Raw genomic sequence first — 26133 nt, 5'->3', positions numbered from 1 at the left:
CAATCTGCAACTTCACACCGCGCGCACTGTCGACGCTCTGCAGGAAACGCATCAATCCATCCATCGAGACCGCCTATGACCCATTCAAGCTGGCATCTCACCCAGCCGGGACTGCCCCTACGACGGCTGGCCCTGGCCCTGCTGGTGCTCGCCACCGCCAGCGCGGGGGTCCATGCGTTCTGGCGGTTACTTGCACCGGGCGGTGTACAACCGCTCGAGTGGGCCGTACTCATACTCTTCAGCATCACGTTCACCACGTCCTGCGTTGCTTTCTGGACCATGATCGCGGGCATTTTACTGCGCCTCGCCGGCAGACACCCGGTCACGCTGAGCCGGCGCGACCCCGATCCGGCCGAGGCGCCGCCGCTTGCCCGCACGGCATTGGTGATGCCCGCCTATAATGAGGACATGGCCGGCGTGGTGCACTGTCTGACGGCCACCTGGCGCTCGCTGCAGCAGACCGGCGAGAGTGAATACTTCGACTGCTATCTGCTCAGCGACAGCAGCGATCCCGCCCAGCTCGCCCGGGAACATGAGGCAGTGACCCGGCTCCGAGCCCGATTCGGTGACACGCTGCGCCTCTTCTATCGGGCCCGCGAACGCAACACCGGCCGCAAGCCCGGCAATATCCGGGATTTCTGCGAACGCTGGGGCGCGCACTACGATTACATGATCGTACTCGACGCCGACAGCCGCATGACGGGCGAGGCCATTCTCGCGCTGGTGCGACGCATGCAGGCCAACCCCCAGGCCGGCATCCTGCAGACCGTCCCTCTGCCGGTGGGGCAGCGCACGATCCTGGGGCGATTCCAGCAGCTGGCCGCCAGTCTGCATGCCCGGCATATCGCCAATGGACTGGCCTTCTGGCAGGGCAACAGCACCAACTACTGGGGGCACAATGCCATTGTCCGCATCGCCGATTTCCAGGCCTGCTGCGGGCTGTCGACACTCCCCGGCAAGCCGCCACTGGGTGGCGACATCATGAGTCATGACTACGTCGAGGCCGGGTTGATGCGGCGCCATGGCCGCGGTGTCTACGTACTGCCCGAGCTCGGCGGCAGCTTCGAAGGCATGCCCGGGAACTTCGTTGATGATCTCAAGCGCGAGCGCCGCTGGTGCCAGGGAAACCTCCAGCATCTCCGCCTGTTACCGGGGCGCGGCTGGCGCCCGGTCACACGGCTGAATTTCCTGCTTGGCGGCCTGGCCTATGTCAACGCGCCGTTGTGGCTGCTCATGATCGCCGCCGGCGTGCTTGATGCCATTTTCTCCCCTGACGCCGGCCGCTGGGTGGCGGCTGCGGCCTCACCAGCGCAACCGCTGGTGCCTCTGCTTGGCCTGAGTCTGTTGGTCCTGTTCGGCCCGCGCGTCCTGGGGGTTGTCGTCACGGCCGCGAGCCGGGAGGGTGCCGGGCGTCGACTGGCCCTGCTGCGTGGCGGGTTTCTCGAGCTTGGCTTCGGCATCCTGCGCTCGCCGCTGATGATGGTGCTCTATACCGGTTTCATCCTGCGGCTGCTGGCTGGCCGGCCGGCCGGCTGGGACACCGGGGTGCGTGGCCGGCGACAGATCGAGGCAATGCAGGCCTGGCGACTCGGATGGCCGATTGCGCTGGCTACCGCGGCCGTGGCGGCCGTGGTCGCCACCACGGCGCCGGCCCTACTCCCATGGCTCGCACCTGCTCTCGCCGGCCCGCTGCTCTTCCCGTTGTTCCTGCAGCTGACCAGCCTGACCGCACCGGCTTGGTTGCCGGCCACGCCGGCGGAGGCGCAGGGCCATGTCCCCATGAACCGTCATGCGGTCACCGCCGCGCCACAGGCGGCGTCATTACATGAGGCGAGACCACCAGCGGAGAACTACCGCCCGATGCCGCTCCAGCCCCTCTCCTGGCGACCCGGCAGTGCCTGAGTACGGGGACCTGACCTATGCCCTGCTGATCTGGCTGGATTACACGGCGCCGGCGCCGCTGGGCTAGCCGGTCGCCGTCGTCGGGTCGGCTTCCCGAGCCCGCAGTGCGATGTCGGTGGCCTCCTCGACATGCTCGATCCAGTGGAAGGTCATGTCCTCGCGGGCCGACTCGGGAATGTCCTCGTAATCCTTGCGGTTGCGAGCCGGCAGCAGCACCGTATGAATCCCCGCACGGCGGGCTGCCAGGACCTTCTCCTTGATGCCGCCCACGGGCAGGACCAGCCCGCGCAGCGTGATCTCGCCGGTCATCGCGACATCCTCGCGAATGCAGCGGCCCGTGAGCAGCGATACCAGCGCGCTGTACATCGCCACACCGGCACTGGGTCCGTCCTTGGGGATGGCGCCGGCGGGGACGTGCACATGCACATCATCGGACTGTAGCGAGCTGATATCGAGCTCGAGCTGGTCCGCACGGGCCTTGATGAGGCTGAGGGCGGTCTGTGCGCTTTCCTTCATCACATCGCCGAGCTGACCGGTGAGCACCAGCCGTCCACTGCCCTGGGAGCGATTGGCCTCGATGAAGAGGATATCGCCGCCCACCGGCGTCCAGGCCAGACCGGTGGCGACTCCGGGCACACTGGTGCGCATCGCCACCTCGCCCTCGAATTTAGGCGCACCGAGGATCTCGGGGACATCATCGGCATCGACCCGTGCCTGCTGAAGACTGCCGTCGGCGATCCGCACGGCGAAATGACGGGCGACGGCCCCCAGCTCGCGCTCGAGCTGACGGCAACCGGCCTCGCGGGTGTACTCCGCGACGATCCGGTGCATGGCCCCATCTGTGACCTCGAGCTGCTCGGCACTCAGCCCGGCGCCCTCGCGCTGCCGGTCCAGCAGGTAGCGACGGGCGATCTCGACCTTCTCCTCCTGGGTGTAACCCGGGATCTCGATCATCTCCATACGGTCACGCAACGGCCCGGGTATCTGGTCGGGAACATTGGCGGTGGCGATGAAGAAAACGCCCGTCAGATCAAACGGCACGCCCAGGTAGTTGTCCTGGAATGTGCCGTTCTGTGCGGGATCGAGGACCTCCAGCAGCGCCGCGGAGGGATCGCCCTGGATTCCCCCGCCGAGCTTGTCCATCTCATCGAGCATCAGCACCGGATTACGCGAACCGGCCTTATGGATGCTCTGGATGATCTTACCCGGCAGCGCACCGAGATAGGTCCGGCGATGGCCACGAATCTCGGCCTCGTCGTGGACGCCACCGAGGCTCGCCCGCATGAAGTCACGCCCGGTGGCGCGGGCAATGCTCTGGCCCAGCGAGGTCTTGCCCACGCCGGGTGGCCCGACAAAGCACAGGATCGGGCTGCGCCCCTCGGGATTGAGCTTGCGGACCGCCAGATGCTCAAGGATGCGACGCTTGACCGGTTCCAGTCCGTAGTGGTCGGCATCGAGGATGTCCCGGGCGCGATCGATGTCGATATCCTCGCTCCGCTCCAGCGACCAGGGGAGCTCGAGCAACCAGTCGAGGTAGGTGCGCAGCATCGAATATTCGCCAGCCCCTTCGGGCATGCGCTCCAGGCGCCGGAGCTCCTTGCGGGCCTGCTTGTCCACCTCCTCGGGCATCTGCGCCTCGTCGATGCGCTGCTCGAGCTCGCGGATCTCCTCGCCCTTTTCATCGCTCTCGCCCAACTCTTCCTGAATCGAGCGCAACTGCTCGCGAAGCAGGGCCTCACGCTGGCGCTCGGACATGGTCTCGTGCGTGCGCTCGCTGATCTTCTGCGAGAGCTTGAGCACCTCCACCCGGTAGTCCACCAGCGACAGAACCCGCTCCAGCCGGGTCTCGATGTCGAATGTCTCCAGCAGTTCCTGGCGCTCCTCGCTGCCCAGATCGAGGTACCCAGCCACGGAATCGGCGAGGACGCCCGGCTCCTTGATGCTGGTGAGGGCACCGGCGAGCTCCTGTGGTGCCTGTGGCAGCAACTCCAGGGCCTCCAAGGCTTTGTCGCGCAGCGCCAGCATCCGCGCATCGATCTCCGGCCCCTCGGGCTGGTGCTCAGCGATCCGCTCCACCCGGCCGACCAGGAACGGATACCCCTCCAGAAATTCCGTAACCCGGAATCGCTCGATCCCCTGCAGCACCAGGTGGTGATGCCCCTCACGGCCGTTCACGAAACGCATTACGTTCGCGACTGCACCCACCGTGTGCAGATCCTCTCCACCGGGCTCCTCCACCGAGGCATCCCGTTGCAGCAGCACGCCCATGGGCTGCTCGTGCTGCACCGCCTGGCGGGCTGCCAGGATCGATTTCGCACGGCCGACCCCGACTGGCACAAGCATCGAGGGGAACAGCACCATGTTGCGGACCGGCAACAGGATCAGCGCGTCATCCGGCAGCTTGGGGATGACCAGGCTGCGGGAGGGCTCGACTGCCGGCTCTTGCTCGATCGTTGTCTCGTCGTTCGTCATTCATTCCTCCATGCACTCGGGAGATCCCGACGCGTCTTCGAAGGAAATGGAGGCGCCGCCGTATGGATTCAAGAGCACCCTGTGGTTGTGCCATGCTCACTCACTAACCACGCCGCAGGACCCAACCATGCATGACTGCGCCATCGTCAACGCCAGCTGGATCATCAATCCCGGCGCCGATACTCCACCGCTGCAGCACGGCAGCCTGATCATCCGCGATGGCTTCATCGCGGAGATCGGGCCGGCGGACGAGGTGGAAACCGATGGCCTGACGCCGATCGACGCCCGTGGCCTCGTGCTCGTCCCCGGCCTGATCAACACCCATGATCACTGCCTGGAGTGCCTCACGCGGGCTCTACCCGGCGCCCAGGATGCCGAACTCGGCGAGTGGCTGCGGATTCACAATCCCATCTGGTCGCGGGCAACGCCCGAGGCACTGCAGAGCGCCACGCAGATTCGCGCCGCGGAGCTGTTGCTCAGCGGCTGCACCACCACCATGGATCACAATTACCTCTGGCCGAATGGCTGTTCCGTGGATGATCAGGTCGAGGCCATGCAGTCCATGGGCCTGCGCTTTCACGTCTCCCGCGGCTCGGTGACCATCGGCGCTTCTCAGGGCGGGCTCACGCCCGATGCCGTGGCCGAGAACGAGGCCGATGTCCTCGCCGACAGTGAGCGGGTGATCGGCCGCTACCACGACCCGACCCGTGGAAGCCTGCTGCAGGTCGTACTCGCACCCTGTTCGCCCTACTCGGTGAGTGATGGCTTCATGTGCGACACCGCTGCACTTGCCCGGCAGCATGGTGTGCGTCTACATACGCATCTCGCCGAAGGCCGGGACGAGCATGCCTGGTGCCTGCAGAATTTGGAGCAGACACCGCTGGGGCATATCGAGGCGCTGGGCTGGCTTGCCGATGACGCCTGGTTCGCCCATATGATCACGCTCTCGGCACCGGAAATCATGCGGCTTGGAATGAGTGGCGCCGGCGTCGCGCATTGTCCGTGCTCGAACATGCGTCTCGGCAATGGTATTGCCCCGATTCGCTCGATGCTGGCCCGTGGCGTACCGGTAGGTATCGGTGTTGATGGAGCGGCATCCAACGACGGCGGCAATCTGCTTGCCGAGACGCGGCAGGCGATGCTCCTGCAGCGCGTCGACCAGGGCGCTGCCGCGATGAGCGCCGAACGGGCACTGGCACTGGCAACCGCCGGTGGCGCCGAAGTGCTGGGCCGCTCGGACATCGGCCGGCTGGCACCCGGCATGGCGGCCGATATCACCGGCTTTCGGCTCGATGCCCTGGAGATGGCCGGCGGTGCAATCCATGACCCACTGGCCGCACTCGCCCTGTGCCCGCCCGCACGGGCCGATCTCGTGGTGGTCAACGGCACGCCCCGGGTCCAGGGGGGCGAGTTACTGGGTCATGATCTGGGTGCCATGGTGGAACGTCATAACGCACTCGCCAGGGCGCTGGTTGAGGGCAGCTGAGACATCGCTGATGAGGCGCCGACCCGGCCGGCAGTGATATGGTTTCGCACCTGTCAGATTCTCCACGAGAGGCACCATTGAGATGAGCGAGAACGTGAAAACCGTTCTGCCCGAGACCGAAATCCCGCGGCACTGGTACAACATCAACGCCGACCTGCCCGAACCCATGGCGCCGGTCTTGCATCCCGGCACCTTCGAGCCCGTCGGGCCGGATGACCTTGCTCCGCTTTTCCCGATGGCGGTGATCGAGCAGGAGATGAGCACCGAACGGGAGGTCGAGATCCCGGCGCCGGTCCGCGACGCCTATCGCCAGTGGCGGCCATCGCCGCTGTATCGGGCCCGGCGTCTGGAAAAGGCCCTCGGCACCCCGGCGCGGATCTACTACAAGTACGAGGGCGTCAGCCCGGCCGGCAGCCATAAGCCCAACACGGCCATCCCCCAGGCCTTCTATAACAAGGTCGAGGGCGTGAAGCGCATCACCACCGAAACCGGGGCTGGACAGTGGGGCTCGTCGCTGGCGTTGGCCGGTGCCATGTTCGACCTCGCCATCGAGGTCTTCATGGTCAAGGTCAGCTTCAACCAGAAGCCCTACCGCCGGGCGTTCATGGAAAGCTTCGGTGCCACCTGCATCGCCAGCCCCAGCAACACGACCGAGGCCGGGCGCGCGGTGCTGGCCGATAACCCGAAGGCCACCGGCAGCCTCGGCATCGCCATCAGCGAGGCCGTGGAACTGGCGGTGCAGCGCGATGACACCAAATATGCCCTCGGTAGCGTGCTCAATCACGTGCTGCTGCACCAGACCGTGGCCGGCCTGGAGACCATGCGTCAGCTGGAGATGGTCGACGACTATCCGGACAAGGTCATCGGCTGCACCGGCGGTGGTTCCAACTTTGCCGGCATCGCCTTCCCCTTCCTCGGCGAGCGCCTGCGAGGTGGGCCGTCAACCGAATTCATCGCCGTGGAGCCGGCCTCCTGCCCCACCCTCACCAAGGGCAGGTTCGCCTACGACTGGGGCGATACCGGCCATCTCACGCCGCTGACCAAGATGCATACCCTTGGCTCGGGCTTCATGCCCCCGGGCTTCCATGCGGGCGGGCTGCGCTATCACGGCATGGCCCCGCAGATCAGCCACCTGACCGATCTCGGCTACATCCATCCGCGTGCCTATGGCCAGCTCGAGTGCTTCGCCGCGGGTCTGGAGTTTGCCCGGGCGGAGGGGATCATCCCGGCGCCGGAGGCCAATCACGCCGTCAAGGCGACGATCGACGAGGCCATCGCCTGCCGGGAGTCCGGCGAGTCAAAGGCCTTGCTGTTCAATCTCTGCGGCCACGGCCATTTCGACATGCAGGCCTATACGGATTACCTGGCGGGTAATCTCAAGGAGGAGCAGACCAGCGCGGCGGAGCAGTCCATGGCGCTGTCAGGGTTGCCGAGCGTTTAGCACATCTCGGCCTCGGGGATCGCGGCGCCAATCAGCGCGCCGCGGACACCCCCCAGTCGCGGGCGGCGCCCAGGGCGATGCCTACCCAGGCCGGCAGTTCGTCGGCCAGGCGATAATGCACGCGAAACCGTTCGCGTCGCTCCGATAGCACGCCGCATGCGGTCAGCTCACCGAGCGTCTCGCGAATCTGGGTGGGATCCTGGCTCAGCGCACCAACGAGGTCCTCGACCTCCAGCTCGCCGGCCTCGTACAGACAGGTCAGCGCCCTCAGGCGGCACTCGTCACTGATGATCCGGTGGAACTCGGCGCCACGCAGTGTCTCGGTCAGCGGGCTTGCTTGTGCACCCATTTCGACTCTCCTGTCGGTCTTTCCAAGAGTATTGACCGGCTGTATTACAGGAATGTGAATCGGCGTTATGGAAGTGCGGGAGGGAAATTGGCGTCCCCAACGGGATTCGAACCCGTGTCGCCACCTTGAAAGGGTGGTGTCCTAGGCCGGCTAGACGATGGGGACGCTGTCTATACGACGGACCGGATAATAGGCAGTACAGGCCGCTCCGTCAAGGCGACGCTGGATCACACCGCAAGGAAGAATGGTGGAGCCAGGCGGGATCGAACCGCCGACCTCCTGCATGCCATGCAGGCGCTCTCCCAGCTGAGCTATGGCCCCGTTTCCAGAGAATGCGCAGTCTAGGAATTGGCCCCGATGCTGTCAAGGCCAACCACTGCGTCCACATGCTCAGGCATCGCTTCCCGCCTGCGCCCGCGCCCACTCACGCGCCTTTTCAATGCGGGCCAGTGCGGTCTCGCGACCTAGCAGCTCGAGCGTGATGTCAATGGGTGGTGACACAGGACCGCCGGACACCGCCACGCGCAAAGGCTGCGCCACCTTGCCCATCTTGAGCTCCTGCTCCTCGGCAACACCCGTCACCGCCTGATGAATCGCCTCGGCATGCCAGTCCTCCAGCGCCGACAGCGACTCGACGAGCGCCGCTAGCACCGCCTCCGACCCGCTGAGATGCTTGCGCGCCGCCTTTTCGTCATAACCCGCCGGCTCGCGATAGAAAAAGCGGCTGTTTTCGGCCATCTCCACCAGCGTCTTGCTGCGCTCCGCCTGGGCCTGCACCACCTGCTCCAGATCCGGTCCGTCATCGGTACCGGGGTCGATATCCATCGCGCCCAGGTGCCAGGCCAGATGCCGCGCCACATGCGCCGGCGCCAGTGTCTTCATGTAGTGCTGATTCAGCCAATCCAGTTTGGACGGATTCAGACTCGAGGCCGAGTGGTTGATATCCGTGATATCAAAGTGCTCGATCATCTCATCGAGGCCGAACACCTCCTGATCGCCATGCGCCCACCCTAGCCGGACGAGGTAATTAATGACTGCCTCGGGCAGGTAGCCGGCATCCCGATACTCCATGACACTGGCGGCACCGGCGCGCTTGGAGAGTTTCTTGCCCTCCGCGTCCAGGATCATGGGCACATGCGCATAGACCGGCGGTTCGACACCCAACGCCCGGAGGATGTTGCCCTGCCGTGCGCTGTTGTTGAGGTGATCGTCACCACGGATCACATGGGTGATATTCATATCCATGTCATCCACCACCACCACGAAATTGTAGGTGGGCGAGCCATCCGCCCGAGCGATGATCAGGTCATCCAGCTCGGCGTTGTCGAAAACCACCTTGCCCTTGACCTGGTCGTCGACGACGGTATGGCCGCTGCGGGGCTGGCGAAAGCGGATCACCGGCTCGCCTTCGACGTCCTCCGGCGGCTCGGTCAGGTCGCGGCAGCGCCCGTCATAGCGGGGTTTTTCCTTTCTTGCCTGCTGATCGGCCCGAAGCGCCTCGAGTCGCTCCTTCGAGCAGTAGCAGCGGTAGGCCATGCCCTCCTCGAGCATGTGCTGGATCACTTCGCGATAGCGATCGAAGCGGTGGGTCTGGTAGAGCGGGCCCTCGTCGTAGTCCAGCCCGAGCCAGCTCATGCCCTCGAGGATCGCGTTGATCGCCTCCGGCGTCGACCGCTCAAGATCCGTATCTTCGATGCGCAGGACGAAGCGGCCGCCATGACGTCGGGCATAGAGCCAGCAGAAAAGCGCCGTGCGGGCGCCGCCAATATGCAGATAGCCAGTGGGGCTGGGTGCAAAACGAGTGGTGACGGTCATGGCAGCCTTCGTTGTCTGAAAACGCTACAGTTTAGCGATTGAGGCAGGGAAACGGCCAGCCTGTGATGGCGGCGTCGCGTTGACAGCCATGGGGCGACTTCCTAAACTCTTCGCTCGGTTGGGCGGTTAGCTCAGCGGGAGAGCACTGCCTTCACACGGCAGGGGTCGCTGGTTCGATCCCAGCACCGCCCACCAATACTTTCAAGGACTTACGAGCTTCCGCGTCCGGCGACGCCGGGAAAAAGGTGGAACGCTGGGTGGAGCTTGCTCGCGTTGTCAGCTCGCTGTGCTCTACTGGAATGCGGCTCCTCGACCGACTGGAACAGATGGCCCCCTTGACTGGGAGACGCGCATAAACATGGTGAATGAATGGGGTTGTCGAGACTCAGTTGCAATCAAAAGTCGCATGAGGAACCCGCTCCCGCGCAACCCCGTCCGATCACTCAGTTACCTAACAAATTTCTTCTCAATCGAAACACCCATCGTGTATTTAGGATCGACCATATTCCCTAACCGAACCTTCCCGCACATCGTTAACAGAAGATAGGCCTCCTCCGGAGTCTGGCCCGTCTGCTCAACGACCCAGTTAATCAGCTCCACATACCCGATCCGTGCCGCATCTTCCATGGGGCGTGCCGAGGCGATGAATCCGAACGTATCCTCAGTCTCGAGCTGAGGCCAGGCATTTCCGTGCGCCTTCACCAGATCGACTTGCAACTCCACCGTCGCCGGTATCTCGAGCGCTACGCCACAAACCTCTCCATCGCCCTGAATGGCATGGCAATCCCCGAGATACAGTAATCCCCCCGCCCGATTGACGGGTAGATAGATCACATTCCCGGGCGCGACATCCGGCAGGTCCATATTACCGCCGTAATAATCCGGTTGGAGCGACGATATCGCCTCAATCTCCGGCGCCGTCCCGATGGTCCCGATGAAGGGCTCATAGGGCAGCGTTATTTTGTCAGACCAGTAGACCCCCTGCTCATCGACTTCAACCTTCTTGACCTTCTCGGGCAGCTGTGGACTGAGCATGGCCGTCGCTGCAGTCGGCACCAGCGCGCCGAAGTGTGGGATCAGGCAAGTGGTACCGACAGGCTGGGGCCCTCGCGGCTTAATCGAGATAATCCTAACGGCGAGCGCATCACCCTTTTCTGCCCCCCGAATCCGAATGGGTCCTGTCTGCGGATTGAGGTATGGAAAATTTAATTTTTCCGAAGGCTTGTCCGACTCCTTTTGAATCTGTCCTTCGAAAGCATCATGTGTTTCCACCGTTACCAAATCACCCGGATCTACCTCGATGATCGGCTCTGCATATGGACCGTAGACGTAGTGATAATTTTTCTGATCCTCGATCGTTATCGTGTGCCGTCTACCAGGCTTTCCCCCAGCGAGGCCCTTCCGGTTCATAATCGACGATTCATGCCAGCTCATTGATCGACTCCTCAGTTGCAGTCCTAGATAGTCAGATAATTCCGTACTTCATCTCTCGAAGTGATTTCTTCGGAAGACAACGCCTTCACGATTCTTCCTTTCTCCATCACATAGCCCCGCTGGGCAATGGAAGTAATCAGCTCGAGATTTTGCTCGACGAGAAGAACGGATATATCCGTCATCGTGTTGAGCTCATGAATGTTTTTCGCGATGTCTTTCACGATCGAGGGCTGGATACCCTCCGACGGTTCGTCGAGCAACATGATCGATGGATTCGAAATCATGGCGCGTGCGATGGCAAGCTGTTGCTGCTGGCCACCCGACAACGTGCCGGCACGCTGGGCGGCGCGTTCCTTAAGAATCGGGAAAAAGCGATAGATCACCTCGTATTCGAGCTTCCGGCGCCGCCCGGCTGCGACTTCGCCGACAATAAGGTTCTCCGAGACAGAGAGCTCTGGAAACACCTCCCTGCCCTGGGGAATATAGCCAATACCGGATAGTGCGCGTTGGTCGGCCGGTAAGCGGGTGATGTCCTCGCCGTGAAAGTGAATGCGGCCGGAGGACGCGGGGAGAAGACCAATCAGCGTACGCATCAGCGTGGACTTACCAACCCCGTTACGCCCGATAATTGCTACGATTTCACCCGGTTCGATCTGGAAATCCACCCCCTGCAGGACGGTCTCGGAACCATAGCCACTGCAGAGACCCTCAGCCTTCAAAAGGTTTGCCTCAGTCATCAGAGACTCCCAGATAAATCTGCTGAACACCTGGGTGATTGACGATCTCTTTGATGGTGCCCGCCGCGAAGACACTACCCAAATGCAGCACCGTCACCGCATCGGCGATCTGCTCGACAAACGACATATCGTGCTCCACGGCTAGAATAGTAATATCCTGACGATTCAGTTCGTGCAGCATCTCGCCGGTCTTTTTCGTCTCGTCGGGTGACATGCCAGCCGTCGGTTCATCGAGCAGGAGAAGCGACGGCTCCACGCCGACTGCCATGCCGATCTCGAGCCACTGCTGCTGACCATGCGCAAGGTTCCCGGCTGGCGTGCTCACCTCTTCCGTCAGCCCAGTAAACTCAAGCACTCTATGAATCGTTGCATTGAGGGTGTGGCCGTGGAGATGGTGCTGGAAAGCCACAGCGAGATTTTGCCTGACACTGAGGGCCTTGAATATTCCAGGCACCTGGAACTTCACACTGATCCCACGCCTGATTCTTTGAAAGGCGCGAAGCCTGTTGATTTCCTCATTGTTGTACCGAATCGAACCGCTATCGGGTAAATGCTCGCCTAGTATAAGACGGAAAAATGTGGACTTTCCCGCGCCATTCGGACCGATGAGGCAGTGTATGCTCCCCGCGGGCAAACGAAAGTCGATGTCCTTGGCGACAACGACTCCACCAAAGCGCTTGTTGAGTTTTTCGACCACCAGGATGTCGCTCATTGCCCCCGCCCCCCAGTTAGACGGCGAATCGCGTGCATCGCCTCCAGAACGAGCCCATTAGGCGTCACGAGAACCGTGAAAAGGAGCAGTGCGCCCATCACAACCAGCGCGTATTGACTGCCGTAAATCGTCAACGACTGGAACGTCGCGAGCACCAGCAAACTCCCTATCAATGTGGCGGTGATATCGCTCCGGCCACCAACGGCGACCCAGACGATGGGAAGCGCCGCAGACATGAGGCCCATGCTGGATGGCGTGATGTACTGGCCCCATGCCGTGTAGAGCACACCGGAGAGGCCCGCCAGCGCTCCCCCCAGGGTGAAAGCGAGCATTTGGTAGATACGAATGTCGTAGCCAAGCATCTCGGCGCGCTCGGGATTTTCCCTTATTGCGACGAGAACATTGCCGAAGGGCGCATTCAATAGCATGCGAAGACCGAGATAGCAGAATAGCACCAGGCCAAGCAGAACGTAGTAAAGAGACGTTCCGGCATACAGTAGAATGGGGCCGTCAAACCAGGGAATAGTGAGCGGCGGCATTCCGGACATGCCGTTAAATCCGTTCAACCGCGCACTGCCGATGGCCCATTGCGGCCCTGCGGTCTGCGCCATGAAGGCCTCGAGCACGAGGGTGACTGAAAGCGTAACAATGCCAATGAATACGCCTCGGATCCGGCCAAAGAACATGAAATAGCCAATAAGCAGCGCGAACAGCGCTCCAAGTGCAACAGCAAGCAGGAGCGATAGGAGAGTGAACCCGTACGCGCTACCGAAATTGATGGTCAGGACCCCATAAGCATACCCGGACAGACCGAAAAACGCGGTTTGCCCGAAGCTGAGTGCGCCAGCGTAGCCCCAGACAACGCCAAGGCCCATCGCCATGAATGTCCAGACCATGAAGTAGGCGGTATTCCCGACCGCATAGTCATTAGCAAAAAGCGGATACAGAGCGGCAACGATCAAGGCCACAACAAAGAGTGACCAAAAACCGGGGCCGCTTCCAACGGTCTGAGGACCCTCCAGTCTCGAAAGCCAGATCGGGAGTTTTTTTCGATCGACCTTTGTCCCGGGAGTCAGGGTGACATCGCGGTTCTGCATTGACGGCTCCATCGATTTAGCGCCCGGTCTTCTTGATCCAGGCGGAAAGACCCCCGGGTAACAGTCGAATCACGACGATCACAGCAACGAGCAGGCCGATCTGGCCGAAGAGCTGTCCATAGCCCGCCGTCAGGGTAGCCTTGATAACGGCGAGAATCGCCGCAGCCGGAGCGGCTCCGACGAAGATATCGGCGCCGCCGACGACAACGGTGACGAAGCTCTCGACGATGAAGGTAGCCCCCATCGTTGGAACCATCGTCATGGTCGGGGCATAGAGTCCTCCGGCGAGTCCGGCGAGCGCCGCACCCAGACCGAAAGTGAGTCCGTAGACCCGGCGCGTATCGATACCCAACGCTCGCGCGGTCTCGGGTTTCTGGATGGTTGCTCTCGCCAGTACGCCGAAACGGGTGTGATAGAAAAGCAGGTACAGCCCGATCAAAAGCGCCCCTGCGCAGGCCATAAGCACCAGCCGGTAGGCTGAGAAAGTCTGGCCGCCGACTTCGACACTGCCAAGCGGCGTGCCGATGCCAGCCATCGTTGATCCCAAAACAATAAGTACACCCTGGGTGGCAATCAGGCTGATTCCCCAAGTAGCAATAATCGAATCCAGTGGTCTGTGATAGAGGTGCCGGATCACCAACCGCTCGATCAGCATCCCGATAAGTCCGGCTGTAATCGCACCCAGCAAAATGGCGAGCGCCAGAGGCAACCCTGTACGCGCGGCCACGGCCGTGACGTATGCACCGCACATAATGAACTCACCATGAGCCAGATTGATGATGCGCATCATCCCGAAGATCACGGCAAGGCCAGCGCTCGCGATAACCAGAAAAGCGAATGCATCGCCGAACTGATAAAACATGGCGAATGCCGCAGCTAGCAGCTCCATGACAGACAACCTCTCAATACCGACAAGAAATCGGGCGACCTCCTAATGGAGGTCGCCCGACAACGATTGCGGCTTAGTTAGCCGGCGGAGGGTTCGACGGTGTGTACTGGGCACTCGGGTCGTTGACCGTCAGGTCACAACCGGCATCACCAAGCCAGTATGGCTCGATATCATCCCAGACCTTCGGAAAGGAAATGCTGTGATCATCGTTCACCCGAGCCAGATAAATGGTGTGCGACATGTGCTGGCTCTCGGGATCAAGGCATGTCCGGCCAGAAGGCCCGTCAAAGCAAACATCGCCCTCGGCCAGGACCGCCCGAATCGCATCATGATCCGTTGTACCGGCCCGCTCGACCATCTGCTTGTACAGGTTCATCGCGATGTAGGAGTTGGCAGCCTCCTGGTTGATATACGGCTCATCGGGGAACATCTCACGGAATTTCTCGACAAATGCATTGCTCTCAGGCGTGTCGATTTCCTCGATATAGTTGGTCGTTACGTACATGTCCGCGAGGCTTGGCGGGGTAAACCGCTTGTGCTCGTAGCCCTGACCCACGTTGACAGAAGATGCCATAGGGAGGTCAACGTTGGCCGAGGCCGCCTGCTCGTAGTACGACGCCTGGGCGGCACCGACCAGTAGCGTCACGACAAAATCCGCATCGGACTGCTGAATGTTCTGGATAGTCTGCGAGAATTGAGACACGCCCAAGGGAATGAACTCCTCGCCCACCATGGAACCACCTTCTTCCTCGACAATCTCCCGGACCCACTCGGCTGAGATCTGACCGAAGTTGTAGTCGGCAGCAATGGTGTAGACGTTGGGGCCGTACTTTTCCATCATCCAGGGGATAAGTGTCGAGAACTGCTGCTCCGGAACGGCACCGGTAACAATCATATTGGAGTCGCAGACACCGCCTTCGTACTGGTTGTTGTAGAAAGCGAGCCCGTCAAACTGATTGACGATAGGCCGGTATGCCTCGCGTGATGCCGAGGAGAAGCCAGCGAATACAACATCGACTTCATCCTGCTGCAGTACACGGCGCATGAACTCCTGGTACCGACGGTTATCGGACTGCGTGTCATAGATCACCAACTCTACCGGTTGTCCGTCGATGCCTCCGGCCTCATTAATTTCATCAGCAGCGAGGCGAATTGCATTGACCTTGACATTGGTCGCGGCGGCGAAGTCTCCGGATTGATCCTCCAGTACACCAATTTTGATCGTCTCGTCATCAGCGATAGCCGCTGCCCCCCAAGCAAAGGCAGTTGCACTGGCTAGACTCAATAGCCCGCCCTTCAGGTTAAAAACTGTACTCATCTGGTTCACTCCTTTCGCTCTTCATTCAACACCCGGAAATCGGATGAACTCGTCTGCATCTGCAAGTATTGGTCTGCAGCTTCTTCGATGGAAATCCGTCGCGACATCGCCTCCTTACGCAAGTAGTCATAGGCGTCGCTCTCGTCGATTTGATGATATTGAGTCAAACGGACCACAGCGCGGATCAGTGTTTTTCGACCTAATATGCGCTGATTCAGGTGGGCGATTTTTTTCTTGAGCTCGGCACGTGCCGCACGTCCATTCGCCGCGAGCACCACCGCCGAATAGATACCCAGTGTTCGGATGGGCTTGGTGATATGGCTGTCGCATCCAAGCGCGACAACCCGGCTCAGCCGACTCGGCGCCTCATTGCCGATCAAGGCAATGAGGGCGGGTTCGCCAGCCAGCTCCGAGAGTGAGGCAAGCTCATCTTCCTGGTCGGCATCGAAGATCACGAGGTCCAAGGCCGGCAGCGCCATCCGGTTCAGCTCATTTGCGCGACACCGATGAGCATGCATACCCAGGCGGAAAAGCGCGCGCTCCAGATGCTGGCAATTCAGCTCGTCGTCGGCCACGATCAGGACCTGACAGCCACGGAAGTTGTTCTTGATTCGCCGGCTCACTGGGCTATCCGCAGGCCGGTCTTCGGCCGGTCCAGACATTCGGTCCAGACGAGATAGGGGTCCGGACGCACGGGAGTATGCGCCTCCTGAATGATGTCAAACCGACCGTTGACGTTCGATCGCCCGATCCGCGGCCGCATCTCGCAATGCAGATTGTCTGAATCCACCCTCAGCTGCCCCTGAGGCGCTCTGAATTCGAGCTTTGTGACGGCCTCTCTGACCTCGTCCAACTCAATACTGCCGCTCCGATGGATGGCCTGAGCGAGCAGATGCATAGCGATATAGGTGGCTTCCGCATCAGCCGATGCCTCCCCCTGATCCGCGTAAAAAGCGTTCCAGCGAGTCGTGAATGTATGATTCTCGGGCGTATCGACCGTCGAGAAATACACCGATGAGCAGAGATGCCCATCGGCTTCATCACCCAAGAAGGGCAGTTCCGCTTCCGACAGGCTGCAGCTCGCCACAGGCATTGTTGCAGGTTGATCGACACCAGCTTTCGCAGCCGCCTCGCGAAGCCGTTTTATAAAACGGTAGCAGGAATTCCCAATGAGCGTTACGAAGACGAAGTCCGGAGAATTTTCTATGATCGTCTCTGGCAGATTACCGAAGTCTACATCGCCCACCGGGAAATAGCGCTCGCCAAACACTAATCCACCTGCGGATATCAATGCCTCCCGAAGTATCCGATTATTCTCCCATGCCCACACATAGTTGGATCCGACAAACCACCCCCGCGCGCCGTGGTGTTCAATTAAATAGCGGCTGAGTGGGATGATGTGCTGATTCGGCGATGCGCCGGTGTAAATAATGTTATCGTTCGTTTCAAAGCCTTCGTAATGCGAGGGATACCAGAGCAGGGCGTCCCTTTTCTCAACTACCGGAAGAATCTCTTTCCGGCTTGCTGACGTGTAGCAACCACAGATATGCGTCGTGCCATAGTTGCTCATCAGTTCGCGTGCGGCATCCGCGTATCGGGCAGTCTCGCCTCCCGGGTCTACAAGCACCGGTTCGATCTGAAAGTCGTAGGTCGGATTGGCGTTGATCTCATCCACCGCCAGCGTTGCGCCGGCCCGCATGCTTCGTCCGAGCGCACCGTATGAACCCGTCTCGGAGAACAACCAGCCGACCTTGATGTTTTCTTTGAGCATCCGGCCCCTCAAAAAAAACCCCCAGACCAGCTTGCTGCCAGTCGGGGGGCTCCGATGCCCTTTGACCACCGTATCGATGGCCAACCATATTCACGATTCTCTAAGTCGCCGTTGGAGTCCCCTGCCTCAGCAGGCTGACCTCCGAGGAGCGCCACTGCTCACGACGTTGGTTAAAAGGTGTGGCAGTAATCCCCAGTTTGTCAAGCGATTTTTGCATTGCTTCGACCTCCTGCAGCTGAATCGCGGGAGCGACGCGCCAGCGGGTCATGCCATCGCCGCTCGACTTGACCCGCATTATCCTCGACACTTGAGCGCAGAGCATTTGGCGAATCGGCCAGCCATTCACGAGAGGATAACGACATGACCACCGTGACCCGTCTCGGCGAGACCGTCCAACTGAGCGGGGAGCTGCCCCGAGTGGGCTCGACGGCGCCGGATTTCCGCCTGACCCGGACCGACCTGACGGACGTGACGCTTGCCGACTACGCCGGCAAGCGCAAGGTCCTGAGCATCGTGCCCAGTCTCGACACACCCACCTGCGCCATGTCGGCACGCCAGTTCAACGTCCGCGCGGCGGCACTGGACCAGACCGTGGTACTCAACATTTCAGCGGATCTGCCGTTCGCTGCAGCGCGTTTCTGCGAGACCGAAGGCATCGACGGCGTTGAAGCACTCTCCATGCTGCGCGATCGGCGCTTCGCCACCGACTACGGCGTGCTCCAGCTCGACGGCCCCATGGCAGGACTGACCGCGCGCGCCGTTCTGGTACTGGATCGTGCCAACCGGGTGGTCCATGTCGAGCTGGTCCCGGAAATCCGCCAGGAGCCGGATTACGAGGCTGCCCTGAGCGCCCTCGAGAAGGCTGAATAAAAACGCCCAGGCGACCCGCGGCCCCGTCAGCCGGGGCTCGACGCGCCCTACTTGCGCCGCAGGGCGATACCGCGCCAGACGTCGTAGCTAGCCAGTAGCGCGCAGCCCGCAACAACAATAATGAGATCGATGTGGGGCACGAAGATCGGCACCACCGAGAGAAATGCGAAGAGCATGAGCAGGCCCGTTATGGCCATTATGCGATCCATCATCCCGACTCCTCCACATTGGCAGCGCAAAGACGAGCCAGCCAGCGGGCCGTTCGCAGCAGTTTGGCATCCTGGCCGTAGGGCCCGACAAGCTGCACCCCGATGGGCAGGCCATTCTCACCGGCGAGCAGGGGCAATGTAACCGCCGGGAGCCCACAGAATGTCCACAGCGTACAGAAAATCGGGTCCCCGGTGGTATCAAGGTCGCGGGGTGCTTCGCTGGGGGCCGACGGCGTCAGAATGGCATCGAAGCGCTCAAAGAGCGGATCGAGCGCCTCGCGCATCACGGCCTGCATATCCCGAGCCGCCAGATAATCCACCGCATGGATCGACCGGCCCTGCTCGATGAGCGCCTTGAACGTAGCGCTGACCTGATCGGGGTCGCGGTCTGCGTAGTGGCCCAGATTACGTCCCATTTCCGCCGCCATGACAGTGGCTAACCAGCCGGCGCCGCGGCCGAATACCTCCGGCAGTCCAGCGGCGGTGCCGTGGTCGCCCAAAACGTCGAGCAATTCCGCGAAACCATCCCGAGTATCCGCGGCCGCTCGATCCCAGAACGGTGTTTCCACCATGGCAAGGTCAGGCGTCAACGGCGGCTCTGAGAGTACCGTCTCGCGCAGCGGCCCCGCGTTCAGGTGACAGTCCTCATCGACACCGTCAGGCCCCATCAGCTCGCCAGCGAGGGCGACATCCTCGACGCTGCGGGCGAAGAACCCGACCTGATCCAGACTCTGCGCGCCCTGCAGAATGCCCGTCCGTGGCACCGTGCCATAGCTCGGCTTATAGCCCACGACGCCGCAGAAAGACGCCGGCCGAATGACCGATCCATTGGTCTGCGTACCAACCGCAAACGGCACCATGCCGGCGGCCACTGCGGCCGCCGCACCACTCGACGAGCCACCGGGTGTGCGCTCGGGATCATGCGGATTACGGGTCACGCCGGGATGAAAATAGGCGAGTTCAGCGGTGACGGTCTTGCCGACGATGACCGCCCCGGCATCGCGCAGACGCCGCACGATGGTGGCGTCTTCCGAAGGCCGGTTGCCTGCATCCAGAGGCGTGCCGTTCTCAGTGGCCAGCCCTTTGGCATCAATAATGTCCTTGAGGCCGACCGGCACACCATGCAGGGCCGGGAGCGGCAGACCGTCGGCGCGCCGCCGGTCCTGCGCGCGGGCCTCGAAAACCGCGCGACGATGATCAACCTGCGTCCAGGCCTGGACCTGAGGGTCGGCCGTGTCAATACGCGCCAGGCAGGCCTCCGTCAGCGCCTGCGCCGAGAGCGCGCCCTCAGCCATCGCCTCCAGCGCGTCACTGGCCGACAGATCGGCCGGCTCACCCACCGCGATGCGCTTAACCATAGACGGTATCCGGGAGCCAGTAGACGAGCTGCGGGAAGTTGTAAAGCAGCACCATCGCCAGGACCACGAAGAACAGGAATGGCATACAGCCCTTGAATATCTGCACCAGTTGCACGGATGGGGGAGCAATCCCCTTCAGGTAGTAGGCCGACATGGCCATCGGCGGCGTCAGGAACGAAGTCTGCAGGTTCAGCGCGACGAGGATGCCAAAAAACAGCGGGTCAACGCCAAAGATCTCCAGTAGCGGCAGGAAGATGGGCACGAAAATAATGATGATCTCGGACCACTCGAGCGGCCAGCCGAGCAGAAAGATGATCAGCTGCGCCAGGATCAGGAAGGTCACGGTGTTGAGATCGAGCCCGGTGACGAACTCGGTGATCAGGTGCTCCCCGCCGAGATACGAGAAAACCGACGAGAAGGTCCACGACCCCACGAAAAGCCAGCAGACCATGGCCGTTGTCTTGAGCGTGAGATAGACCGACTCACGCAGCTTCTCCCAGGTCAGCGCCCGATAGATGGCGGCCAGGAGCAGCCCGCCCAGGGCACCGGCGGAGGCGGCCTCGGTGGGGGTCGCCAGGCCGAAAAGAATGGACCCGAGCACCGCGAGTATCAGCACCGCCAGCGGCACGAACGAGGTCAGGATCATGATGATGAGCTTGGCAACGGGAATGTCACCCACCTCGTCATCCGTTGGCTTGGGTGCCACTGAGGGCTGCAGCAGGCTGCGCACCACGATGTACGTGATGTAGAGCCCGGCCAGCAACAGCCCGGGAAACAGCGCGCCGGCATAAAGCCGGACGATCGACGTCCCCGTCGCCGCCGCATAGACGATCAGCATGATCGAGGGTGGAATGAGAATGCCCAACGTCCCGCCGGCGCAGATGACGCCCGAGGCGAATGACTGGTTGTAGCGGGCATTCAGCATTGCCGGCAGTGCCAGCAGACCCATCAGTGTGACCACCGCGCCAACGATGCCAGTGGCCGTCGCGAATAACGTGCAGGTGATGAGCGCCGCCACTGCCATCGCGCCCGGGACTCGGCGCGCGGCGATGTAGAGAGTCGAGAACAGGCGCTCGACGATGTTCGAGCGCTCGACGATGTAGCCCATGAAGAGGAAAAGCGGCACCGCGGTCAGCACTTCATTCGCCATGACCGAGTAGGTCTGGTTGACGAACAGGTCGAAAATGCGGTTGTTCAGAAATCCTTCAATATAGGCCTGCCAGACCTGCCAGCCCTCCGCGCCCTGCTCGACCAGCCGATCATAGCCTCGCCACATGCGGCCGGCGTCGAAATAGGCGAAATAGCCAAAGGCGATACCCAGCGCCATCAAGGTAAAGGCGATGGGGAACCCCAAAAAGATGCAGAGGATGAAAACCACCAGCATCAGAATCCCGATTTGGGGTTCGGTCATCGCTCGCTACCTCGCGTTGTTGATACATCATCCAACGGGTCGACCGCCTCGTCCTGGCCGCCGCTCTCCAGCAGCTGGTCCTCAAGTTCAGTGACATCCCGTACGTCGGCCGGCCATTCACCGGTACGAATGCAGACAAGACAGCGGCAGACCTGCGCGACACCCTGAATCAGTAACAGAACAGCGCCCACCACGAGCATTGTCTTGAAGTGGAAAATCGGCACACCGGCGGGCGAGAAGACACTTGTCTCCATGTACTGCCAGGAGCGGGCGGCATACTTCCAGCCCGCAAACACCAGCGCAAGAATCCCCGGAAAGAAGAATAGGAAATACAGAATCAGCTCAACCGTGGCCTGGGTCCGCGGTTTCCAGAGCCGATAGAGGAAGTCACCACGCACATGCGCGTTCCGCGACAGCGTGTACGCACCCCCCACCATGAACAGGGTGCCGTAGAGGATGTACGACATGTCATACGCCCAGGCGGTTGGTGCGCTGAACAGGTAACGCGATATCACCTCATAGCCCATGCCGAAGGCCATGAGGAGGATGAGCCAGGCGAAGCTCCGCCCGACCCATGTCGTGAAACGATCAATCGTATGGATGACCTGAAGCATGGATCACTCTTGCCCGGACGATTGCAATGGGTTTGCCCCGGTCAACTGACCGGGGCAACTCGGTTGGCGTCCTAGCCGACTTGCATGTTCAGACGGCCCGGGAAGAAGTGCTCATAGGCGAGCTCCAGGTCCGGCTGGTTCATGAGCTCGTAGAACACCGTCCGCTCAACCCACTCCTTCTGGCTCTCCATGACGCGGCGCATGAAGCTGTCCTCTTCCAGGGTCGGAATAAGGGTGCTCCAGGCCTCGAGCTGGGCGGAGAGGATTTCATTAGAGGTCCGATGCACGGTGACGCCCGACTCGTTCTGCAGCGCCTCCAGGTCGGACGAGTAACGATCCAGCGCAGTGGCGGAGTTCGCGGTCGAGGCAGCCTCCACCGCATACACGAGAATGGCTCGCATGTCGCTGTCTAGGCTCTCGAGCATGTCGCGGTTGAACAACCACTCGAACGACTCACTCGCCTGGTGGTAGGAGCCAAGGTAGTAGTTCTTGGCGACGTCCTGGGCGCCAAAGTCCTTGTCGGAGGATGGGTTGTTGAACTCGAACGCGTCGATGACGCCGCGCTCCATTGCAGGGACGATTTCGCCACCGGGGAGCTGGGCAACCGACATCCCCATCTCCTGGAGCAGATCGGCTGCCAGGCCGACCGTCCGGTATTTAAGGCCCTGGATATCGGCGACCGTGGTGACATCAGCGCTCTTGAACCAGCCGAATGGCTGCGACGGCATGGGGAAGCCGAAGTAACCGACCACGTTCAGACCCATGATGTCCTGCGTGAGCTCCCGGTAGAGCTCGCGACCGCCACCGGCATACCACCACGCCAGCATGTTGTTGGCATCGCCGCCCCAGACCGGGCCCGTGCCGAACAATGACGCGGCCTTGTTCTTGCCATACCAGTAGACCGGCACGTCATGACCGATGTCGATCAGGCCATCGCTCACCGCGTCCATCACCTGGAAAGCCTTGACGATCGCCCCGGCGGGCAGCAGATCGATCTGAATACGACCGCCCGACATGCTCTCGACGCGCTCGACGTACTGCCGGGCGAAATCGTTCCAGATGTTGCCGCCGCCCCAGGCGGTCTGCATCTTCAGAACAAGCGGCGCCTGCGCGTTGACATACGGCGCACCCATAATGGCCGTGCCGGCAGCAACACCACCAGCGGCAGCAAGGCCGCCTTTCAGGAGCTTGCGTCGCGAGGGATCCGGCTGTCCGGCATCCCGCTGGACGTTCTCTACCGTGGATTCGGTCATCGCTTCTCTCCTCCAAATTTTCGACGTCTGCGCCGTTCGGCGCCCTTGTCAGACCCGTCACTCGGGAAGGTTTCCCGCGCGGCGTCAGTTTTCTGCGAGTCCGCGGGCAAGGTGTATCACACCTGTTCCACGGGATTAAACCCTTTGTTTCCATGACGACCAAATGCGATCGCGGGCAAGAGCGCCTCGTCGCCACTAGGCGATCCGGCTGAACGCGCTATCGACGGTCACCGCGAGCAGGCCAATCAGCACTGCGCCCTGCAACGTGAAGGCGATATTGTTATTCACGATGCCGGAGATAATCGGATCCCCGAGGGTGTTGGCACCGATGGTCGACCCAATCGCCGCGGTGGCGATGTTGATCGTCACCGACGTTCTAATGCCGCCCATGATCGCCGGGGCGGCGATGGGCAGCTCCACCTGAAAGAGCACCTGTCGCGGGCTCAGACCGATGCCACGGGCCGACTCGATCACACCCCGGTCCACGCTCTGCAGTCCGGCCAGCGTATTGCGCACGATGGGCAGCAGCCCGTAGAGCACGAGTGCCACGACCACCGCCTCGGCCCCGTAGCCGAGGGCGGGCACGGACAAGGCGAGCACCGCCACCGGCGGGAAGGTCTGACCGATCGAGGCGAGCTGGCTGACCAGCGGCAGAAACTCTTCGCCCGAGCGCCGCGTTACCAGCACAGCCGAACCCACACCGATGACAATGGCCATCACCGCGGCCACGGCCACGATCGCTACATGCTCGCCGAGCAGGGACAAAAAGGTGTCACGCGGATAGATGACCGTACTGCGATCGGGCGCAACCGCCTCGAACACCGGCTTCAATGCCGGCATCAGCCAGGCCGCTGCCAGCAACAGTGTCAGCCAGGCGAGTGGCGGCGTGAGGCGGATCATCCGGCTTCGTCGACCAGTCGCGACAGCGGAAGCGTACCCACGCGCTGCCCCGCCTCGTCCACCACCGCCAGCCGCGACACCCCGTGCCAGAGCATCAGCGAAACGGCCAGACGCATGCTGTCCTCCGGCGTGACCGTTGCGGCGGCCGCAGGGGCGTCATCGCCGGCAGGATCCATCATGTCGCCCACCCGGGTCAGCGCAGCGCGCTTCAGGCCGCGGTCACGCCCACCCACCAGCGTCTCGACGAAATCGTCCGCGGGGTGGGACAGGATGTCCGCCGGTGCGCCCTGCTGGATGATCCGGCCGGCCCGCATCACCACAATGTGGTCGGCCAGACGCAGCGCTTCATCCATGTCGTGGGTGACGAAGACGATGGTTTTGCGGATGTGCGACTGGATCCGCAGGAGTTCGGCCTGAAGGCTGGAGCGCGTGATGGGGTCGAGCGCGCCGAAAGGCTCGTCCATCAGCAGGATTTCCGGATCGGCGGCGAGTGCCCTCGCTACGCCGACCCGCTGAGCCTGTCCGCCCGAGAGCTGATGCGGGTATTTATCAGCGAACTCGTCGATATCGAGGCTCAATAACGCCATGAGGGCCTCGACGCGGCGATCGACCGCCGCCTTGTCCCACTTCAGGAGTCGGGGAACAACGCCGATGTTGCGGGCCACCGTCCAGTGCGGGAAAAGCCCCGTGTTCTGGATGGCATAACCGATGCGGCGCCGCAGCGTCTCCTCGTTAAAACGGCGGATCTGGTGGCCATCAATGCGGATCTCGCCGGCACTGTGCTCGATCAGGCGATTGATCATGCGCAGCGTGGTCGACTTGCCGCAGCCCGACGTGCCCACCAGCACACAGAGGCTGCCATCGGGGATGGTCAGTGAAATGCCATCCACTGCGGCTTCTTCTCCGAAATACTTGCTGACGCCATCAAGCTCGATCATGGGTATCCCCCCGGCGCAGTGCGCCCGCCAGCCCCTTGAGCAGGGCGTCCACCAGCATCGCCATGATCACGATGGGCAGCGCCCCGAGCATGACCAGGTTCATCGCCGCCTGGCCCAACCCCTGGAATATAAAGGTCCCGAGGCCGCCGGCGCCGATCAGCGCCGCCACCGCCGCCAGGCCGATTGCCTGAACGGCGGTGATGCGCACGCCCTCGATCAGCAACGGCAGCGCCAGGGGCAGGCGGACCTGGAAGAAAACCTGCAAAGAACCCATCCCCATGCCGCGGGCCGATTCGATGACCGCATCATCAACACTCTCGAGGGCAATGTAGGTATTCCGGGTCATGGGCAGGAGGCTGTATCCCACCAGCGCGAGCAACGCCGGCGCCAGACCGATGCCTTGTATGCCGAGCGCTCCCAGCAGGGGATAGCGCGCCGCCAGCCAGGCGAGCGGTGCCAGCAGCAGACCGAAAAGTGCCAGACTGGGGATCGTCTGAATGAAACTCAGCACCCCCAGCGTCCCCTGTCGTACACGCGGCACGCGGCGCATCCACAGCGCAAGCGCCACGGCGATCACCAGGCTGGCACCAACAGCCACTCCCACCAGGACGAGATGGTCGACCACCGCATCGAAGAACGCGGCCTGCCGGCCGAGGTACTCACGGACCAGCGCGAGCTGATCCAGCCATCCACGCGCCAGCGCGATCGCGAGGGAGGCCAGTGGAGCGATCCAGAGCAGTGCACTCGCGCCGGCTCCCATGCGCAGGCGCTGGCGCAGGTCCACCAGCATCAGCACCAGGGCGAAGACGAGAAGCCAGGTGCCGCCTGCTACAGCCGCCCTTGCCGCCGTCTGGCCCGGCGCGATCAACCCGCTGATGGCGCTACCCAACGCCCATGGCACCGCGAGCAATAAGGCCATGACCAGCAGCAACATGGCCGCCGATCGGGCGCGGTTGGGGCGTAGGGCCAAGCCGGCAATCAGGCCAAGTGGCAGGCAGACGGCCATGAGACCGCTGGCACCGAGCGCCTCAAGGACGCTGTACCCGGTGCCGGCTACGATGCGATTGGGCTGGATGCGAACGCCATCCAGCCCAACGGCGCCCGCCAGTGCCAGCAGAGCCAGGAACAGACTGACCCGATTGGTCCGCGTCATGACA

23 protein-coding genes and 3 tRNA genes are annotated in these 26133 nt (G+C 62.1%); 5 read left to right on the top strand and 21 right to left on the bottom strand.

Features of this window, described 5'->3' with window-relative positions; translation table 11 throughout:
• Nucleotides 1-75 precede the first annotated feature (75 nt).
• The gene (mdoH, locus tag V6X30_RS02325) at nucleotides 76-1902 is read left to right on the top strand and encodes a glucans biosynthesis glucosyltransferase MdoH (RefSeq protein ID WP_367983032.1); all 1827 of its coding nucleotides are present in this window, start codon (nucleotides 76-78) and stop codon (nucleotides 1900-1902) included.
• 63 nt (nucleotides 1903-1965) lie between these two features.
• On the opposite strand, the gene lon is transcribed toward mdoH, so the two are convergent.
• Complete coding sequence (lon, locus tag V6X30_RS02320) at nucleotides 1966-4374, bottom strand: endopeptidase La (protein ID WP_367983031.1); 2409 nt, start codon at nucleotides 4372-4374, stop codon at nucleotides 1966-1968.
• A gap of 127 nt (nucleotides 4375-4501) precedes the next feature.
• Between lon and V6X30_RS02315 the strand changes: the two genes are divergently transcribed.
• The gene (locus V6X30_RS02315; protein ID WP_367983030.1) at nucleotides 4502-5860 is read left to right on the top strand and encodes an 8-oxoguanine deaminase; all 1359 of its coding nucleotides are present in this window, start codon (nucleotides 4502-4504) and stop codon (nucleotides 5858-5860) included.
• A gap of 82 nt (nucleotides 5861-5942) precedes the next feature.
• Nucleotides 5943-7301 (top strand): TrpB-like pyridoxal phosphate-dependent enzyme, encoded by a 1359-nt coding sequence (locus tag V6X30_RS02310; protein WP_367983029.1) that lies wholly within the window; start codon nucleotides 5943-5945, stop codon nucleotides 7299-7301.
• Between the two features lie 31 nt (nucleotides 7302-7332).
• Here the strand turns inward: V6X30_RS02310 and V6X30_RS02305 are convergent, their stop codons facing one another.
• The 4 genes from V6X30_RS02305 to gltX all read right to left on the bottom strand — a co-directional run bounded on the left by V6X30_RS02305 (nucleotide 7333) and on the right by gltX (nucleotide 9465).
• Entirely contained in the window at nucleotides 7333-7650 is a 318-nt protein-coding gene (locus V6X30_RS02305; protein ID WP_367983028.1) for a hypothetical protein, read from the bottom strand.
• 88 nt (nucleotides 7651-7738) lie between these two features.
• Nucleotides 7739-7815 (bottom strand) — tRNA-Glu (locus tag V6X30_RS02300).
• A gap of 80 nt (nucleotides 7816-7895) precedes the next feature.
• Nucleotides 7896-7971 (bottom strand) — tRNA-Ala (locus V6X30_RS02295).
• 69 nt (nucleotides 7972-8040) lie between these two features.
• Nucleotides 8041-9465, bottom strand: a complete 1425-nt coding sequence (gene gltX / locus V6X30_RS02290) for a glutamate--tRNA ligase (protein ID WP_367983027.1) — start codon at nucleotides 9463-9465, stop codon at nucleotides 8041-8043.
• Between the two features lie 120 nt (nucleotides 9466-9585).
• Here gltX and V6X30_RS02285 point away from each other — a divergent pair.
• Nucleotides 9586-9660: transfer RNA gene (locus V6X30_RS02285), tRNA-Val, on the top strand.
• Nucleotides 9661-9912: 252 nt separating this feature from the next.
• On the opposite strand, the gene V6X30_RS02280 is transcribed toward V6X30_RS02285, so the two are convergent.
• From V6X30_RS02280 to V6X30_RS02245, 8 genes are all read right to left on the bottom strand, one after another.
• Complete coding sequence (locus tag V6X30_RS02280) at nucleotides 9913-10899, bottom strand: acetamidase/formamidase family protein (RefSeq protein ID WP_367983026.1); 987 nt, start codon at nucleotides 10897-10899, stop codon at nucleotides 9913-9915.
• Between the two features lie 23 nt (nucleotides 10900-10922).
• Nucleotides 10923-11636, bottom strand: a complete 714-nt coding sequence (urtE, locus tag V6X30_RS02275) for an urea ABC transporter ATP-binding subunit UrtE (RefSeq protein WP_367983025.1) — start codon at nucleotides 11634-11636, stop codon at nucleotides 10923-10925.
• Nucleotides 11629-12348 carry an ABC transporter ATP-binding protein gene (locus V6X30_RS02270; protein WP_367983024.1) on the bottom strand — a complete coding sequence of 240 codons (720 nt, stop codon included), beginning with the start codon at nucleotides 12346-12348 and terminating at the stop codon, nucleotides 11629-11631. The genes urtE and V6X30_RS02270 overlap by 8 nt, the downstream gene beginning before the upstream one ends.
• A complete protein-coding gene (locus tag V6X30_RS02265) occupies nucleotides 12345-13445 on the bottom strand; it encodes an ABC transporter permease subunit (protein WP_367983023.1) in 1101 nt (366 codons plus the stop codon). Before V6X30_RS02265 ends, V6X30_RS02270 begins: the two co-directional genes overlap by 4 nt.
• A gap of 16 nt (nucleotides 13446-13461) precedes the next feature.
• Nucleotides 13462-14334 (bottom strand): ABC transporter permease subunit, encoded by an 873-nt coding sequence (locus tag V6X30_RS02260; RefSeq protein ID WP_367983022.1) that lies wholly within the window; start codon nucleotides 14332-14334, stop codon nucleotides 13462-13464.
• A gap of 73 nt (nucleotides 14335-14407) precedes the next feature.
• The gene (locus V6X30_RS02255; RefSeq protein WP_367983021.1) at nucleotides 14408-15652 is read right to left on the bottom strand and encodes an urea ABC transporter substrate-binding protein; all 1245 of its coding nucleotides are present in this window, start codon (nucleotides 15650-15652) and stop codon (nucleotides 14408-14410) included.
• 5 nt (nucleotides 15653-15657) lie between these two features.
• Nucleotides 15658-16275, bottom strand: a complete 618-nt coding sequence (locus tag V6X30_RS02250; protein ID WP_367983020.1) for an ANTAR domain-containing response regulator — start codon at nucleotides 16273-16275, stop codon at nucleotides 15658-15660.
• Nucleotides 16272-17423 carry a transporter substrate-binding domain-containing protein gene (locus V6X30_RS02245; protein ID WP_367983019.1) on the bottom strand — a complete coding sequence of 384 codons (1152 nt, stop codon included), beginning with the start codon at nucleotides 17421-17423 and terminating at the stop codon, nucleotides 16272-16274. The genes V6X30_RS02250 and V6X30_RS02245 overlap by 4 nt, the downstream gene beginning before the upstream one ends.
• Before the next feature lie 360 nt (nucleotides 17424-17783).
• On the opposite strand from V6X30_RS02245, the gene tpx reads away from it, so the two are divergent.
• On the top strand, nucleotides 17784-18293 hold the full coding sequence (tpx, locus tag V6X30_RS02240; RefSeq protein WP_367983018.1) for a thiol peroxidase: 510 nt from the start codon (nucleotides 17784-17786) through the stop codon (nucleotides 18291-18293).
• Between the two features lie 47 nt (nucleotides 18294-18340).
• On the opposite strand, the gene V6X30_RS02235 is transcribed toward tpx, so the two are convergent.
• From V6X30_RS02235 to V6X30_RS02200, 8 genes are all read right to left on the bottom strand, one after another.
• A complete protein-coding gene (locus tag V6X30_RS02235) occupies nucleotides 18341-18505 on the bottom strand; it encodes a hypothetical protein (RefSeq protein ID WP_367983017.1) in 165 nt (54 codons plus the stop codon).
• On the bottom strand, nucleotides 18502-19860 hold the full coding sequence (locus tag V6X30_RS02230) for an amidase (RefSeq protein ID WP_367983016.1): 1359 nt from the start codon (nucleotides 19858-19860) through the stop codon (nucleotides 18502-18504). Before V6X30_RS02230 ends, V6X30_RS02235 begins: the two co-directional genes overlap by 4 nt.
• A complete protein-coding gene (locus V6X30_RS02225; RefSeq protein WP_367983015.1) occupies nucleotides 19853-21271 on the bottom strand; it encodes a TRAP transporter large permease in 1419 nt (472 codons plus the stop codon). Before V6X30_RS02225 ends, V6X30_RS02230 begins: the two co-directional genes overlap by 8 nt.
• Complete coding sequence (locus V6X30_RS02220) at nucleotides 21268-21885, bottom strand: TRAP transporter small permease subunit (protein ID WP_367983014.1); 618 nt, start codon at nucleotides 21883-21885, stop codon at nucleotides 21268-21270. Before V6X30_RS02220 ends, V6X30_RS02225 begins: the two co-directional genes overlap by 4 nt.
• A 71-nt stretch (nucleotides 21886-21956) precedes the next feature.
• Nucleotides 21957-23138 carry a TRAP transporter substrate-binding protein gene (locus V6X30_RS02215; protein ID WP_367983013.1) on the bottom strand — a complete coding sequence of 394 codons (1182 nt, stop codon included), beginning with the start codon at nucleotides 23136-23138 and terminating at the stop codon, nucleotides 21957-21959.
• A 195-nt stretch (nucleotides 23139-23333) separates the two neighbouring features.
• On the bottom strand, nucleotides 23334-24038 hold the full coding sequence (locus V6X30_RS02210) for an ABC transporter permease (protein WP_367983012.1): 705 nt from the start codon (nucleotides 24036-24038) through the stop codon (nucleotides 23334-23336).
• The gene (locus tag V6X30_RS02205) at nucleotides 24035-24976 is read right to left on the bottom strand and encodes an ABC transporter ATP-binding protein (protein WP_367983011.1); all 942 of its coding nucleotides are present in this window, start codon (nucleotides 24974-24976) and stop codon (nucleotides 24035-24037) included. Before V6X30_RS02205 ends, V6X30_RS02210 begins: the two co-directional genes overlap by 4 nt.
• Nucleotides 24963-26129: an ABC transporter permease gene (locus tag V6X30_RS02200; protein WP_367983010.1), complete on the bottom strand. Its 1167-nt coding sequence runs from the start codon at nucleotides 26127-26129 to the stop codon at nucleotides 24963-24965. Before V6X30_RS02200 ends, V6X30_RS02205 begins: the two co-directional genes overlap by 14 nt.
• Nucleotides 26130-26133: the final 4 nt, after the last annotated feature.

Origin of the sequence: Spiribacter sp. 1M189, from assembly GCF_040838345.1 — a bacterium.
In the GTDB taxonomy this organism is placed as follows: Bacteria; Pseudomonadota; Gammaproteobacteria; order Nitrococcales; family Nitrococcaceae; genus Spiribacter; species Spiribacter insolitus.
This window is presented reverse-complemented; position numbering and strand designations above follow the sequence as displayed.